The organism is Paenarthrobacter sp. E2MeOHC11 (assembly GCF_058744955.1).
In genome coordinates this window covers 3,496,481-3,511,104 of the sequence record NZ_CP196673.1, presented here as the reverse complement: position 1 = coordinate 3,511,104, position 14,624 = coordinate 3,496,481, and the positions used below count along the sequence as shown (strand labels likewise).

Below are 14,624 nucleotides of genomic sequence, written 5' to 3'. Positions count from 1 at the left end.
GATCAGCATTGAACAACTGTTTAGTCTTTGAAACATGCGTTCAAACGCTGAGGATTTCACCACACGGGCCCGCATCCGCGACGCCGCCATCGGACTTTTCGGCCGGGACGGATTCTCCCGCGCCACAGTGCGCGCAGTCGCCTCGGCGGCCGGCGTCAGCCCAGGTTTGGTCATCCACCATTTCGGCAGCAAGGCAGGGCTCCGTGAGGCCTGCGACCAGCATGTCCTCGCGCAAACAGCCACACAGGGCCGCGAGAAGGCCGACCCCATGTCCACCCGTCTGCTGATCCAGGACTATCTGAACCACCCTGACCAATATGCCCACGAGATCGCCTACATCCGACGCTCCCTGGGCGACGAATCCGACGCCGGCGACGCCTTCTTCGACGCCGTTGTGAAACAGACCCAGGACATCATCCATGCCGGGATCGAAGCCGGCACCATACGGAATTTCCACGATACCCACTCCACTGCCGTCGTCATCGCGTCCAACAGTCTTTCGATGCTCATGCTGGGCAGGCACCTTTCGAGGACTTTGGGGGCCGTTGCTCCGGAGCCGAACGGCATCGGACCTGAGCTGCTGCGGCAACTGACATTGCCTGCCTTGGAGATTTACACCCACGGTTTCTACACGGACTCGCGGTTCCTGGATGCGGCCCGCGATGCCTTGGAGCAAGACACCACCAACCACGGAAGGGAGCATGCCCCGTGACCCAGGCAATCGTCGTCGAGGGGTTACACAAGAGGTTCGGTCCCCGCGAGGTCCTGCACGGCCTGGATTTTGCCGTGGAGCCCGGGACTGTGTTCGGCGTCATCGGACCGAACGGAGCCGGCAAGACCACCACTATGCGGTGCTTGCTGGACATCATCCGGCCGAGTTCGGGTTCCATCTCGGTCCTCGGACAGGATCCGCGTCGTGCCGGCACGGCACTCCGCCGCAGGATCGGCTACCTTCCCGGTGAACTGCATTTGGAGAACCGCACCACGGGACGCCGCATGCTGGAGCACTTCGCCGCCATCAGCGGCCCCGTGGACCCTCACCACGTCAACGACCTCGCTGACCGCCTGAACCTGGATCTGGACCGCCAAACCCGGAAACTCTCCAAAGGCAACAAACAGAAGCTGGGTTTGCTGCAGGCCTTCATGCACCAACCCGAACTCCTGGTCCTCGATGAACCAACCAGCGGCCTGGACCCCCTCGTCCAGCAGGTTTTTCATGCCATGGTCCGCGAGGCCGTGGATGGCGGCGCTACCGTCTTCCTCAGTTCGCATGTCCTGAGCGAAGTCCAGCAGGCAGCTGACGCAGTCGCCATCCTCCGCGACGGCGAAATCGTCACCGTCTCCACGGTGGAAGCCCTGAGGATGGCGGCCGTCCGGCAGCTCCGGTTCAACAGCACCGGCACCGCAGCGAACGACGTCGGAGCGCTGCTGGCCCGGGTGCCAGGCGTCGCCAATGTTGCGGTGCGGGAGCTCCCTGCCGACGGCCACGCCACCGGAACAGTGACGGCTACGGCAACCCTTTCCGGGGACGTCCAGCCCCTGGTCCAGGAGTTGGCACGGCTGAACCTGACGGACCTGGTCCTCGAAGAACCGGACCTGGAAGAAGCTGTGCTGACGCTGTACACAGGGTCTTCCCCGGATTCCGACAATGGCCACAGCAACAGCAGAGGAATTCGAACCGAAGGAGCACATCGTGCCTAGGTTCCTGCCCCTCTTTACCAAAGCGCTTACCGACTCGTGGCGCTCCACCCTTGCCTGGGCCTTGGGGTTGACGGCCGCGATCATGTTGTACTTGCCGTTGTATCCGTCCATCGGCGGAAATTCGCAAATGCAGGACTTGATCAATGCCCTCCCGCCGGAGATGACCAAGGCACTGAACTACGACCAAATCGCCACAGGTCCCGGTTACACCCAGGCAACACTGTTCGGACTGGTCGGGTTCCTGCTGATGTCCATGGCCTCTGTCGGCTGGGGTGCCTCAGCCGTAGGCGGGGACGAAGAATCCGGATTGCTGGAACTGACCCTCGCGCACAGCGTCACCCGCGTGCAGGTGGTGCTGGAGCGCGCCCTCGCAATCCTGGTGCGGATCGCGTTCCTGTCAGTCCTTGTCTTCCTGTTGGTCCTGGCCCTGAACCGGCCCTCCGAACTGAGTATCGACGTCGGACATCTCGCCGGAGCGGCGCTGCTGTTTGCCGCGCTTGCCCTCCTCAGCGGAACCGCAGCTCTCTGTGCCGGGGCTCTGACCGGACGGAAGATTTACGCGATTGCCGCAGGTGCAGCCGTCGCTGTCCTCGGTTACGTGTTCAACGCGGTAGGGAGGCAAAGTCCCGACGTCGAATGGCTGCTGAACCTCTCGCCCTACCACTGGGCGTACGGGAACTCCCCTGTGGCCAATGGTGCTGACTGGGGCGCCGTCGCCGGGCTGCTCGGCATCTCGGCGGCCCTCATCACGCTGGGTGCTGTGGCACTGCAGCGACGCGATGTGGGTGTCTAGCTCCAGACGTGCGGGGCGGGCCGGCGTGCTCCGGGCAGTGCATTGTTTTCACGCCATTCGTGGATCCATTCAGGCAGTTCCAGATCTGCGGGAGGTGCTCCGAACTCGGCGATGATTTCTTCCTGCGTGACCGGCCTGCCCTTGGTCACCAAGCGTGTGGCAATGTGAGCGCGGGCGTAGATTTCGCCTTTCACCACCATCCGCTGTTCAAAGTAGATGGCCTTGGTGTCCAGGCCGATGATGCGGGTTTCGATGGTGTAGCGCTGCCAGAGCTGGAGGGACTTGCGAAAAGCGATGGTTTCGCCGGCAGCAACCGGACTCCACCCTTTCTTACGCATCTTGGTCCAGATGCCGCTACGGACCATGAGATCGAAACGGCCAAGATCCATCAGCGAGAAATACATGCCGTTGTTGACATGCATTGCGATGTCGATATCCGTGGGGAGCACCTTCAGTGGCAGTGAGGATTCTTCCCAGACACCCAGCGGCGACCGCTTGGACGAAGTGAACAGCAGCATGAGGGTACGAAGAAGCAGGTGCATGCCAGACATGTTACCCGCCGGTAACTTTCAGGGAAAGATGGCGACCACGTTGCGGACTGGACCCACGGCACAGCTCCTGTTTATGTCCAACGATTGCACTAACGTTTACCGCTGGTTCATCAAAGCCGTGCACAATATCTGAAACTCATCTTCACGGAATACACAAGGGGGACCCCTTTGAGCACGCTTCAGACCACCAGGCCGCAAGGCGACGTTTGGCCGGAACTCTCCCGCCACCAGAACGTGGTCCTCCAGGACGCCCGCGGCAACCGCATCGAGGGAACCATCGATGGCATGACGAATGACCGCAGCACGCTGTGGATCCAGCTCAAAGGTGGCCTGGGCCGCCAACTGATCCACCACCTGGATGGGTACTGGCTGGAGACGCCCGCCGCCTGATGGGGTTCATCCCGGGCGCAGGAGTCCCAGGTGGCTAGTATTCCCGTATGACTCAAGCGCGATACCGGGACCTGGTGGAATGGCCCCTCATGGCCACGGCCCTGATTTTCCTCACTGCCTATGCGTGGCAGGTCATCGGCCGGGTGAACGGCGCCGATGCGGTGCCATTCGAGATTGTCCTCTGGATTACGTGGGGCATCTTCGCGCTGGACTACTTCGTCAACCTCTGGCTCGCCGAAGACAGGATGCGGTGGTTCCTCTGGAACCTGCACGAACTCCTGATCGTGATACTCCCCTTCTTCCGGCCCCTGCGGCTGCTGCGCCTCGTCACTTTGCTGTCCGTTCTTCAGCGCACCGTAGGCGAAACCCTGCGCGGGCGGGTTGCCACCTACGTGGCAGGTGCAGCCGCGATGCTCATCCTCATCGGCGCACTGGCCGTCCTGGATGTCGAACAGAATGACCCCGGCGCCAAGATCGTCAACTTCGGCGACGCCGCCTGGTGGGCCGTCACCACCATCACCACCGTTGGCTACGGAGACCTGTATCCCGTGACTCCCATCGGGAGGATCGTGGCCGCGGCCCTCATGATGAGCGGCATCGCGGTGCTCGGTATTGTCACAGCATCCATCGCTTCCTGGCTGGTTCAACGGATTGAAGAGAACGCTGAGGGTGTGGCAGCGGCAGCCGAAGTGAAAGCCGCCGCAGCCGAAGAACCCGTTCGGGCAGAAATGGCTGACTTGGTGACCGAAATCGCGGCCCTGAGGATGGAGATCGCCGAGCTCCGGGAAGCCACGACGGTCAGGCAAACCACGGAATTCGGGCGGGAGCGTGAAGTCTAGGCTCGGCGTCCCGCTCGATCCCGTACCGTCACCACCTACATTGAGAGCCCAGATGGCATGACACGCCCTGGATTGCGGCGAGTCGCCTGGAAAGTGCGATCAAAGTGGGTGGTGGCGGTACGGCTGGACCCACGCTCATTCGGTTCCCGCGCCGAGCACGGGCGAACAACTGCGGGATCCTCCGGCAGGACCCGGCGCCGGGAACTCGCTGGGCACACAAAAAATCCCCGGAACCATTGGTTCCGGGGATTTTCCTTGGGTGGCAGATGAGGGATTCGAACCCCCGTAGGCGTTGCCAGCTGATTTACAGTCAGCCCCCTTTGGCCGCTCGGGTAATCTGCCGAACTTCAAAAGAAGATCACTTCCGGAGACCGTTTCTTTTCGATCCGGTAACCGAAGGCAGAGACAACCTTACAGAAGTTTTTGCGAAGAATCTAATCGAGGGCAGACACCCGTGATTTCCGCGTATTTCAGGCTTCCCCGAGGATCCGGCCAGCCAGTTTCGCTTCGAACTTTTCGGCTTGCTCGGGAGTGATCTGGTTGAGCTGCACAGCCCGCAGCAGATCCGCATGCACTCCATCCATGCGGGAAGTGGCATCAGGGACCGGGCTCAGGACAATCGACGCTGCAACCGCCGCTGCTGCCACTGCACTCGCCGCAGCAACCGCGGCCGTACCGATGGAGCCTGCTGCTGCAGAAGCGGATTTGCTGATGGACTGGACGGCCTTGCTGCTCATGCTGATCCTCCGACGATGCGTTCTTCCAACTGGTACAACTCTCAACCCATACCCTCGGTTCCCACCCTGCATGTGCTGTGAGCGAACTGTGAAAGTGCTCCACGGCCCCAAGCCGCGGCTTCCGTACTAGGCTGGATGCCAGACCAACCCGCCCTCACAGGGCCCCCAACCTAAGGAGAGTCATGGCAGGCGAATCCACATTCGACGTCGTCAGCAAGGTAGACAAGCAAGAGGTCGCCAATGCGCTCAACCAGTCCCAGAAGGAAATCGCACAGCGATACGACTTCAAGGGCGTTGGCGCGGAGATCGACTTCAGCGGCGAAAAGATCCTCATGAAGGCCAACTCCGAGGACCGCGTCCTTGCTGTCCTGGATGTTTTCCAGTCCAAGCTGATCAAGCGCGGCATCTCGCTGAAGTCCCTGGATCAGGGCGAGCCCTTCCCCTCCGGCAAGGAATTCCGCCTGGAGTGCACCATCAAGGAAGGCATTGCCCAGGACATCGCCAAGAAGATCAACAAGATCATCCGCGATGAAGCCCCCAAGTCCGTCAAGTCCCAGATCCAGGGCGACGAACTCCGCGTGACCTCCAAGTCCCGTGACGACCTTCAGGAGACCATGAACATCCTCAAGAAGTTCGAAGAGGCCGATCTCCAGTTTGTGAACTTCCGCAGCTAGTCCCAGCACCGTCCGAAAGGCCGGGATGCGAGCCCGTTACAGGGCCTGCGTCCCGGCTTTTTGCTGCCCGAAACTACACCGACTGTCGTAATGGATGCGTGGATTAGCGCACGATTAGTTTGCGTAATAGGCAAGTCAACGTATCCTTCTTCCTTAGGTGAGCCTAAGTACGGCCCCCTTAGCGAAAGTAAATCCATGACCGCCAATTACCTGATCGGCCTGCGCGAAGGCCTTGAGGCATCACTGATCGTGGTCCTCCTGATGGCCTATCTCATTAAGACCGGCAGGCGTCACCTGATCCCCCGGGTATGGATGGGCGTTGCCCTCGCCATCGCTATTTCGCTTGGCTTCGGCGCACTTCTGACGTTCGGCCCCCGCGGCCTCACCTTCGAGGCGCAGGAAGCAATCGGCGGTGGTCTGTCCATTGTGGCCGTGGCCCTGGTGACCTGGATGGTCTTCTGGATGGCCCGCACCGCGCGCAGCCTCGGCGGCGAACTCCGCTCGCAAGTGGATAAAGCGGCCGACGGCGCCGCCTGGGGCCTTGTGGTGGTTGCGGCACTGGCCGTGGGCCGTGAGGGCCTCGAAACGGCCCTCTTCATCTGGGCCGCAGCCCAGGCCACGGGCGAAACCACGCTGCCCCTGCTCGGCGCCCTGCTTGGCCTGCTGACCGCGGCTGGTCTGGGGTACCTGCTGCACAGGGGCGTCCTCAAGGTGAACCTTGGCCGCTTCTTCACCTGGACCGGAGTTGGCCTCATTATCATCGCCGGGGGCGTGCTGGCCTACGGAATCCACGATCTCCAGGAAGCCGGCATACTGCCCGGCCTGAACAACCTGGCCTTCGACGTCTCAGCTGCCATCCCGCCGTCGTCCTGGTACGGCACTTTGCTGAAGGGCACGCTGAACTTCTCCCCCGCCACCACCTGGCTCGAAGCGGCAGCGTGGCTTCTGTATGTCATTCCGGTGCTGTTCCTCTACATGCGGGCCAACCGCTCCGCCCCACCCCAGGCTTCCCGCAAGACTTCCACCACCGCCGTCACGGCACACCCGTAATCCCCAGCCCTGACGCCCACTCCCAAGACAAAGGACACACCCATGTTCCTGCCCGCATCCTCTTCCCCGAAACTTCGGAGGACCCTCGCCGTCATTGGCGCGGCCGCAGCTGTGCCCTTGGTACTTGCCGGCTGCACCGACAACACGAAGACCACGGGCGCCACCGATGGGCCCATCCAGGTCAGCAGCACCGCCAACGAGTGCAAGGTGTCCACGGGAACCGCACCGAGCGGCAACCTCACCTTTGCCGTGAAGAACGAAGGCACTGAGGTGACCGAGTTCTATCTGCTGGCCGAGGACGGTCTGCGGATCCTGGGCGAGGTGGAGAATATCGGCCCCGGTATCACCCGCAACCTGGTGGTCACGGCTCCGGCCGGTAAATACAACACTGCGTGCAAGCCCGGAATGCAGGGCGAGGGTATCCGTGCCTCCTTTGAGGTCACCGAATCCGGCACCAAGCCCAGCGTGGATGCCGACTTCCAGAAGCTCCTGGACAACGGATCCCAGCAGTACGCCGCCTACGTCAAGGACCAGACGGAGCAGCTCATTGTGGGCACCAAGGCCTTCGCTGAAGCCTTCGCCGCCGGTGACGCCGGCAAGGCCCGCGACCTCTACGCCTCCACCCGCATGCACTGGGAGCGGATCGAACCCGTCGCTGAGTCCTTTGGCGACCTGGACCCCAAGTTGGATGCCCGCGAGGCAGACCTTGAACCCGGCCAGGAATGGACCGGCTGGCACCGCGCCGAGAAGGACCTCTTCCCGCCGGCAGAGTACACGGCTATGACCCCGGCGGAGCGCACCGCCATTTCCACGCAGCTGGTGGCCGACACAGAAGACCTGGTCACCCGCACCCGCACGGTGGAACTGACCCCGGACAAGCTGGGCAACGGCGCCAAGGAACTCCTGGATGAAGTTGCTACCGGCAAGGTCACCGGCGAAGAAGAGATCTGGTCCCACACCGATCTCTGGGACTTCCAGGCCAACGTTGACGGCGCCCGCATCGCTTTCGAGAACCTGAGGCCGGCCCTGGAGCAGAAGGACGCAGAGCTCGCCAAGTCCTTGGACGAGAAGTTCACGGCCCTGCAAACCGAGCTCAAGAAGCACGCCAAGGGCGATGGCTTCGTCTACTACAACGAGCTGAGCCAGGAGCAGGTCCAGCAGCTCGCGGCCTTGGTCGATTCGCTGGGTGAGCCCCTCTCCAAGCTCACCGCAGCCGTGGTGTTGTGAGCGGCTGTCCCTTCGGGCACACCGGCGAAAGCGCCGACGCCAACCGCGCAGGTGAGAGTAACGGCGTCGGGCACTCCGGCGAGTCGACCGCCGTCGTGACTCACCAGGAGGCGCACGACGGCGGTGTGGCGACGTCCGCTGCAGAAGGTACCTCCCGCATGTCCCGACGCGGCCTGCTCTCGCTCGCGGGGGTCGGGGGTGCCGGAGCAGTGGCTGGGCTGGCCGCTGGATTTCTCGGCCATGATGTCCTGACGGCGGCGACCGCTTCCGCTGCGGACACCACCGCAGGGGATGCAGCAGTCCCCTTCTTTGGCGATCACCAAGCCGGCATCACCACCCCGGCACAGGACCGCCTGCACATGGCGGCCTTCGATGTCACCACTGAGGACCGCAAGGAACTCATCAAGCTCCTCAAGGACTGGACGGCCGCGGCCGAGGCCATGACAACAGGCCTCCCCACGGGCAGGACCGGCGCCGTCGACGGGCCCTACGACGCCCCTCCGGAAGACACCGGCGAGGCGTTGGACCTGCCCGCGGCAAAGCTCACCCTGACGTTTGGTTTCGGCGCGGGGTTGTTCGAAAAGGACGGCAAGGCCCGCTTCGGACTGGACGGCCGGCGCCCGGAGGCCTTAATCGATCTCCCGCATTTCCCCGGTGACGATCTTCAACCTGCGCGAACCGGTGGCGACATCGTCATCCAAGCCTGCGCGGACGATCCCCAGGTTGCCGTGCATGCCATCCGCAACCTTGCGAGGATCGGGTTCGGCAAGGTGCGTGTCCGTTGGTCGCAGCTGGGGTTTGGACGCACCTCCTCCACGTCCAGGGCGCAGGTGACGCCGCGGAACCTCTTTGGCTTCAAGGACGGCACCAACAACCTCAAGGTCGAAGACAATGCTCTTCTTGAGGAGCACGTATGGGTTGGCGCGGGTGCCGGTCCAGGCGAGCAATGGATGAGGGGCGGCAGCTATCTGGTGGCCCGCAGGATCCAGATGCACATCGAAATCTGGGACCGAACTTCGCTGCGGGAACAGGAAGGGCTGATCGGCCGGACCAAGGGCGTGGGTGCTCCCCTGTCAGGCGGGGAGGAGTTCACTGCTCCAAACTTCGACCTCAAGGGCCGCGATGACGAGCCCCTGATCCCCCTCGATGCGCATGTCCGGCTGGCGCACCCGGACCAGAACGCCGGCGTCAGGATGCTGCGCCGCGGATACAACTTCACGGATGGCTCCGACGGGCTGGGCCACCTCGACGCAGGCCTGTTCTTTATTGCGTTCGTCAAGGACCCGCGGACGCACTACGTGCCCATGCAGCTGGCCTTGGCCAAGGGCGACACGTTGTCTGTGGAGTACCTGAAGCACACGGGCTCGGGGCTCTTTGCCGTGCCTCCGGGCGTCCAAGCCGGCGGCTTCATCGGCGAAGGGCTGTTCGCCTAAACCTGGTAACCCACTTTTTCGTTGTTGGCCAACAACGGAAAAGCGGGTTCACGACGGGTTTGGCGGGGTCCTAGGAAAGTGGCCGCCCGGCCATCCGTTCCAAGCGGCTGATCCGTTCCTTCATGGGCGGGTGCGTGGAGAACATACGCCGCATGCCGCCCCCGCGGAACGGGTTGGCGATCATCAGGTGCGAGGCATTGACGAGCTTCTGGTCCTGCGGCAGGGGCAGCTGGCTGACGCCGGAGTCAATCTTGCGCAGGGCTGAGGCGAGTGCCAGCGGATCGCCCGTGAGCTCGGCACCGTCTTCATCGGCGTCGTACTCGCGGGTTCGGGAAATGGCCATCTGAATGAGTGATGCCGCGAACGGCGCGAGCAGGGCCATGGCAATGGTGGCCAGCGGATTGGCGTTTCGCCGGTCCCCGCTGCCAAATATCAGCAGCATCTGGCCCACGGACGTAATGACACCGGCCACGGCAGCTGCAACGGAGGAGGTCAGGATGTCGCGGTTGTACACGTGCATCAGTTCATGCCCCAGCACGCCCCTGAGTTCGCGGGCATCAAGCAAATGCAGGATCCCCTCGGTGCAGCAAACGGCGGCATTCTTGGGGTTTCGACCCGTAGCGAAGGCGTTGGGCGTCATGGTGGGCGAGAGGTAGATCCGGGGCATGGGCTTGTTGGCACGCACGGACAACTCGCGAACGATCTGGTAGAGCTGCGGAGCCTGTGCCTCGGTGACGGGGTAGGCCGCCATGGAGCGAATGGCGATCTTGTCGCTGTTCCAATATCCGTAAGCAGTAGTACCAACGCCGATGAGGGCCATGATCCAGATAGGCGTCGTGCTGCGGGTCCCTGCCGCGATAATGGCGCCCAAACCCAACAACACCGCCCACAGCACACCGAAGAGCGCGGCAGTCTTGAGTCCATTGTTGTGTTTATGCACGGTTTCCCTGGTCACTTTCGTCAGCTCTTGCGGGGTTCTCTACGGATTAACGCCGACGCCGGTCGCCGTGTTCCGTTGTCAGCCTACGTTGCCGAAGTGGCGGGCCAGGCTAGGGCACAGGATGCTTCGCATCGTAGGCAACGAACCCGGGCTGCAAGCGTGAAGCCAGCCATGCCAGGACAATGCAGAGAACTCCCCCGATGAGCAGCACGCCGCCTTCACTGAGGAACTGCGTGACACCGCCTGCCAGCATGTCCCCCACCCGGGGACCACCGGCCACCACCACGATGAACACCCCTTGCAGCCGCCCACGCAAGTGATCCGGAGTAGCCGACTGGAGGATGGTGGTTCGGAACACGGCGCTGACGGAGTCGGAAATGCCGGCCAGGGCACAGCAGAGGGCGGCCGGTATCAACCAAGGCGTCACGCCATCGCGGCCCGCATCGCCCGCCAGCAACACCACCAGCCCGAAGCCCGCAATCGAGGCTCCCCAACCAACCACGGACCACACCACGGCGCTGCCCTGCATTCGCACACGGCCCAGCGGCCCGGAAAACAGGCCGGCGAGGAACGCTCCCACGGCCGTCGAAGCCAGCAGGACACCCACCGTTGTTTCGCCTCCGCCGATCATGACCGCCCCGATGGCAGGCATCAAAGCACGCGGCTGCGCGCAGATCATGGCGATGAGGTCGATGATGAAGGTCATCCGGACGTTGGGACGGGTGCCCAGGAAACGGAAGCCCTCCACTACGGAGCGGAGCCCTGGCCGCACAGCATCTTTCGACGGCGGCAACGGAGGCAGCTTGAAGAGGCCCCAGAGTGCGAACGTGAAGCTGATGACATCAATGGTGTAGGTCCAGCCGAAGCCTATGGTGGCCACGAGCACTCCGGCCAACAGCGGTCCCGCTGTCATGGACAGGCCAAACGTGAGCATGCTCAGGGCATTGGCAGCGGGAAGCAAATCCTTGCGGACCAGGAGTGGGATGATGGCGCTGCGGGCCGGACCGTTGATACCTTGGGCGCCACTTTGGATAGCCACCAGCGCGTAGAGGATCCAGATGTTGCCGATCTCCAGCCAGGCCTGCAACGCCAGTCCGGCCGTTGTTGCCCAGAGGACCAGCGAGGCGACGAGGGCCACTTTGCGTCGATCGTAGGCATCCGAAACGGATCCCCCGTAGAGCCCTGCGATGACCAAGGGGACCAGCGCGAAGATGCCGAGGAGGCCTACATAGAAGCTCTCTTGGGTGAGCCGATAGACCTCCAGGCTGACAGCCACCAGTGTCAGTTGGGTACCAATGGCGGCCACCGATGCCCCCATCCAGAGCCGCCGAAAAGCCGGACTCTCCTTCAGTGGGGTGATGTCTGCCAGTAGTTTCGCCACCGTCCTACCTTAACGACCATTGCGGTGGCCTCCCGCCGCACCCTTCCACCTCTGTTCTCCCCTCTGTGGTACTCCGCTTGGTAGGCTCACCCGGGGGAAGGAGTTGACAAGGTCATGTCACGACAATTGCTGTATCGTTCGGGCTTTTGGGAGATTGCCCGGCCGCGCCATCCCCTCACCGCCGGTCATGTCCTGATCAGGCTCTCAGATCCCTCCACGGAGTTCGCGCATTCCTCGGCTGCCGACTGGCTTTTCTGCCACACCCTTCTCCGCGCCGCCCTTCACGAGGTCCTTGGCGTGACGCGGTGCGTCGTCATGTTTGCCCACCAATGGCACCCGTTGGGCTCGGCCATTGGAGAGCCTGTGGCGGAGTCGTCAACGCCGACGTTCCACCTTTTCGGACGGTGGGACGGAGAAACCACGACGCCGGGACTCCAGTTATCGCTGCCGGCCCATCGTCGGGCGGGGGTGCCGGAACAGGAACTCGATGGCACCGACGCCGCCCTCCGTGACGCACTGCGGGGAGGCCGACCCGACGCAGCGGCGACGTCCGCCAGTGACCTAAGTGCCGCCGTCGAGCCTGTCAGTGAGTCCGGTCCGCTGGTGCGGACCGTGGACGCCGGACCCCGGCACGCGGTCATTGAGCCGGCCCGTCACCTCGATTCCATCCGGGATATCCAACCAGCGGAGCTCCTGGCGATGGGTGCGGCCTTGGGAGCGCTTCCTTTGCCTGGCGGCGTCAGCGGATTCAGTTGTGTCGCAGTGGAACCCGAAGACGCCGGCGTCCCCTTGCGTGTCCATGCGCTGGGACGATCCGTCGCCGAGGAAGTAAACCCGCTCGAGGCCCTGCTCCGTTCACCGGAAGTTAGCCTTGCCTTATTGTGAACTCCTCAAAATAAGTGTTTCAATGAATGCATGACAGATCACACAGCCGAGCAAGCAGAATGGGCCGCCGCCCTGCATGCCCACGGCCGTCGTGTGACCAAGCAGCGGTTGGCGGTGCTCGCCGCGGTCCAGCACCATCCACACTCCCCGGCAGAAGGCATCCTTGCCGCTGCACGCAAAGAGCTTCCTGAACTGACGGCGCAGTCCGTTTACGTAGTGCTCAGCGACCTCACGGACCTGCAGATGCTGCGCCGCTTCGAACCACCGCACTCCCCGGCACTTTATGAAACCCGGGTGGGCGACAACCACCATCACGCCGTGTGTATCAGCTGCGGCAAGGTGGAGGACGTGGATTGCGCTGTGGGGCACGCACCGTGCCTCACCCCGCACTGGGATGAGAATTCCAAGCCCATGACCATCCAGATCGCCGATGTCCTGTATCAAGGCGTCTGCCAGGACTGCCAGTCCAAACAACAGCTTCCCGTAACTTCCGTAACTCAGAAATAAGAAAAAAGGAGAACAATGACTGCTATTTCAACAACCCAGTCAGGTGCACCCGTTACCTCCGACGCGCACTCGAAGTCCGTCGGCGCTGACGGTGCCATCATCCTCACCGACCACTACCTGGTGGAGAAGCTCGCACAGTTCAACCGCGAGCGGGTCCCGGAGCGTGTAGTGCACGCCAAGGGTGGCGGCGCATTCGGTACGTTCAAGACCACCTCGGACGTCTCGGCCTACACCAAGGCAGCTTTCCTGCAGCCGGGTACCGAGACGGACATGCTGATCCGTTTCTCCTCCGTCGCTGGCGAGAACGGTTCTCCTGACACCTGGCGCGATCCCCGCGGTTTCGCCGTGAAGTTCTACACCTCCGAGGGCAACTACGACCTCGTGGGCAACAACACCCCCGTCTTCTTCATCCGCGACGGCATCAAGTTCCCGGACTTCATCCACTCCCAGAAGCGCCTCCCGGGTACCCACCTGCGTGACGCTGACATGCAGTGGGACTTCTGGACCCTCTCCCCCGAGTCCGCACACCAGGTCACCTGGCTCATGGGCGACCGCGGCCTCCCGGCTTCCTGGCGTGAAATGCAGGGCTACGGCTCGCACACCTACCAGTGGATCAACGCCGCTGGCGAGCGCTTCTGGGTCAAGTACCACTTCAAGTCCAACCAGGGCGTCAAGACCATCACCGGTGACCAGGCTGAAGAACTTGCCGGCTCGGACGCGGACTTCTACATCCGCGACCTGCAGGAAAACATTGCCGATGGCAACTTCCCCTCCTGGGAACTGCACGTCCAGGTCATGCCGTACGAAGACGCCAAGACGTACCGCTTCAACCCGTTCGACCTCACCAAGGTGTGGCCGCACTCTGACTACCCGCTGATCCACGTGGGCACCATGGAGCTGAACAAGAACCCGGAGAACTACTTCGCGCAGATCGAGCAGGCCACCTTCGCGCCGTCGAACTTCGTACCGGGCATCGCTGCTTCCCCGGACAAGATGCTGCAGGCCCGCATCTTCTCCTACGCCGACGCACACCGCTACCGCGTGGGTACCAACCACGCACAGATCCCGGTGAACCAGCCCAAGAACCAGGTCAACAACTACAGCCAGGATGGCCAGGGTCGTTTCCTGTTCAACTCCCCCTCCACCCCGGTGTACGCACCGAACTCTGTTGGTGGCCCGGCTGCTGTTGAGCCCACTTCGCCGGCCGGTGGCTGGGAGAACGACGGCGAGCTCACCCTCTCCGCGCACACCCTGCACGCTGAGGACAGCGACTTCGGCCAGGCCGGTACCCTGTACCGCGAGGTCTACGATGACGCTGCCAAGGCCCGCCTCCTGGACACCATCACCGGTGCCGTGGGCGGCGTGAAGAACGCCGACATCAAGGAACGCGCCATCCAGTACTGGACCAACGTTGACTCCGATCTCGGCGCCAAGCTCCGTGCCAACCTCGGTGCAGGCCAGACCGAGTCCGACGCCGAAGCAGCCAACAAGCTCTAAGCGTCTTCGCGTTACTGCA

General features: G+C 62.9%; 16 protein-coding genes and 1 tRNA gene. 12 read left to right on the top strand and 5 right to left on the bottom strand.

Features of this window, described 5'->3' with window-relative positions; all coding sequences use genetic code 11:
* Window positions 1-34: 34 nt before the first annotated feature.
* Genes ACSSVG_RS16310 through ACSSVG_RS16300 form a run of 3 tightly spaced genes read left to right on the top strand, consistent with a single transcriptional unit; the run spans window position 35 to window position 2,494 of the window.
* Entirely contained in the window at window positions 35-712 is a 678-nt protein-coding gene (locus tag ACSSVG_RS16310) for a TetR/AcrR family transcriptional regulator (RefSeq protein ID WP_231340725.1), read from the top strand.
* Entirely contained in the window at window positions 709-1,701 is a 993-nt protein-coding gene (locus ACSSVG_RS16305; RefSeq protein ID WP_492415650.1) for an ABC transporter ATP-binding protein, read from the top strand. The genes ACSSVG_RS16310 and ACSSVG_RS16305 overlap by 4 nt, the downstream gene beginning before the upstream one ends.
* Window positions 1,694-2,494: an ABC transporter permease subunit gene (locus ACSSVG_RS16300; RefSeq protein WP_231340723.1), complete on the top strand. Its 801-nt coding sequence runs from the start codon at window positions 1,694-1,696 to the stop codon at window positions 2,492-2,494. Before ACSSVG_RS16305 ends, ACSSVG_RS16300 begins: the two co-directional genes overlap by 8 nt.
* Here ACSSVG_RS16300 and ACSSVG_RS16295 read toward each other — a convergent pair.
* A complete protein-coding gene (locus ACSSVG_RS16295; RefSeq protein WP_231340722.1) occupies window positions 2,491-3,036 on the bottom strand; it encodes an acyl-CoA thioesterase in 546 nt (181 codons plus the stop codon). The two genes, ACSSVG_RS16300 and ACSSVG_RS16295, sit on opposite strands and share 4 nt — an antisense overlap.
* A gap of 177 nt (window positions 3,037-3,213) precedes the next feature.
* Here ACSSVG_RS16295 and ACSSVG_RS16290 point away from each other — a divergent pair, with 177 nt between their 5' ends.
* Together ACSSVG_RS16290 and ACSSVG_RS16285 are read left to right on the top strand one after the other, a co-directional pair.
* The gene (locus tag ACSSVG_RS16290; RefSeq protein WP_253468770.1) at window positions 3,214-3,435 is read left to right on the top strand and encodes a hypothetical protein; all 222 of its coding nucleotides are present in this window, start codon (window positions 3,214-3,216) and stop codon (window positions 3,433-3,435) included.
* A 47-nt stretch (window positions 3,436-3,482) separates the two neighbouring features.
* A complete protein-coding gene (locus tag ACSSVG_RS16285; protein ID WP_231340720.1) occupies window positions 3,483-4,274 on the top strand; it encodes a potassium channel family protein in 792 nt (263 codons plus the stop codon).
* A 260-nt stretch (window positions 4,275-4,534) separates the two neighbouring features.
* Here ACSSVG_RS16285 and ACSSVG_RS16280 read toward each other — a convergent pair.
* Both ACSSVG_RS16280 and ACSSVG_RS16275 read right to left on the bottom strand, forming a co-directional pair.
* A tRNA-Tyr gene (locus tag ACSSVG_RS16280) sits at window positions 4,535-4,616 on the bottom strand.
* Window positions 4,617-4,744: 128 nt separating this feature from the next.
* Window positions 4,745-5,011: a hypothetical protein gene (locus ACSSVG_RS16275; protein ID WP_211712039.1), complete on the bottom strand. Its 267-nt coding sequence runs from the start codon at window positions 5,009-5,011 to the stop codon at window positions 4,745-4,747.
* A 182-nt stretch (window positions 5,012-5,193) separates the two neighbouring features.
* On the opposite strand from ACSSVG_RS16275, the gene ACSSVG_RS16270 reads away from it, so the two are divergent.
* The 4 genes from ACSSVG_RS16270 to efeB all read left to right on the top strand — a co-directional run bounded on the left by ACSSVG_RS16270 (window position 5,194) and on the right by efeB (window position 9,395).
* Window positions 5,194-5,685, top strand: a complete 492-nt coding sequence (locus tag ACSSVG_RS16270) for a YajQ family cyclic di-GMP-binding protein (protein ID WP_017200185.1) — start codon at window positions 5,194-5,196, stop codon at window positions 5,683-5,685.
* Between the two features lie 195 nt (window positions 5,686-5,880).
* Window positions 5,881-6,735 carry an iron uptake transporter permease EfeU gene (gene efeU / locus ACSSVG_RS16265; RefSeq protein ID WP_492415649.1) on the top strand — a complete coding sequence of 285 codons (855 nt, stop codon included), beginning with the start codon at window positions 5,881-5,883 and terminating at the stop codon, window positions 6,733-6,735.
* Between the two features lie 42 nt (window positions 6,736-6,777).
* Window positions 6,778-7,962 (top strand): iron uptake system protein EfeO, encoded by a 1,185-nt coding sequence (gene efeO / locus ACSSVG_RS16260; protein ID WP_492415648.1) that lies wholly within the window; start codon window positions 6,778-6,780, stop codon window positions 7,960-7,962.
* Window positions 7,963-8,120: 158 nt separating this feature from the next.
* Window positions 8,121-9,395 carry an iron uptake transporter deferrochelatase/peroxidase subunit gene (efeB, locus tag ACSSVG_RS16255; RefSeq protein ID WP_492419227.1) on the top strand — a complete coding sequence of 425 codons (1,275 nt, stop codon included), beginning with the start codon at window positions 8,121-8,123 and terminating at the stop codon, window positions 9,393-9,395.
* 70 nt (window positions 9,396-9,465) lie between these two features.
* On the opposite strand, the gene htpX is transcribed toward efeB, so the two are convergent.
* A complete protein-coding gene (gene htpX, locus ACSSVG_RS16250; RefSeq protein ID WP_492415647.1) occupies window positions 9,466-10,335 on the bottom strand; it encodes a zinc metalloprotease HtpX in 870 nt (289 codons plus the stop codon).
* Window positions 10,336-10,444: 109 nt separating this feature from the next.
* A complete protein-coding gene (locus ACSSVG_RS16245) occupies window positions 10,445-11,716 on the bottom strand; it encodes an MFS transporter (protein WP_253468774.1) in 1,272 nt (423 codons plus the stop codon).
* 114 nt (window positions 11,717-11,830) lie between these two features.
* Here ACSSVG_RS16245 and ACSSVG_RS16240 point away from each other — a divergent pair, with 114 nt between their 5' ends.
* Genes ACSSVG_RS16240 through ACSSVG_RS16230 form a run of 3 tightly spaced genes read left to right on the top strand, consistent with a single transcriptional unit; the run spans window position 11,831 to window position 14,605 of the window.
* Window positions 11,831-12,601 carry a hypothetical protein gene (locus ACSSVG_RS16240; RefSeq protein WP_492415646.1) on the top strand — a complete coding sequence of 257 codons (771 nt, stop codon included), beginning with the start codon at window positions 11,831-11,833 and terminating at the stop codon, window positions 12,599-12,601.
* Between the two features lie 30 nt (window positions 12,602-12,631).
* Window positions 12,632-13,108 (top strand): Fur family transcriptional regulator, encoded by a 477-nt coding sequence (locus tag ACSSVG_RS16235; RefSeq protein WP_089595887.1) that lies wholly within the window; start codon window positions 12,632-12,634, stop codon window positions 13,106-13,108.
* Between the two features lie 15 nt (window positions 13,109-13,123).
* Window positions 13,124-14,605 carry a catalase gene (locus ACSSVG_RS16230; RefSeq protein ID WP_253468778.1) on the top strand — a complete coding sequence of 494 codons (1,482 nt, stop codon included), beginning with the start codon at window positions 13,124-13,126 and terminating at the stop codon, window positions 14,603-14,605.
* Window positions 14,606-14,624 lie beyond the last annotated feature (19 nt).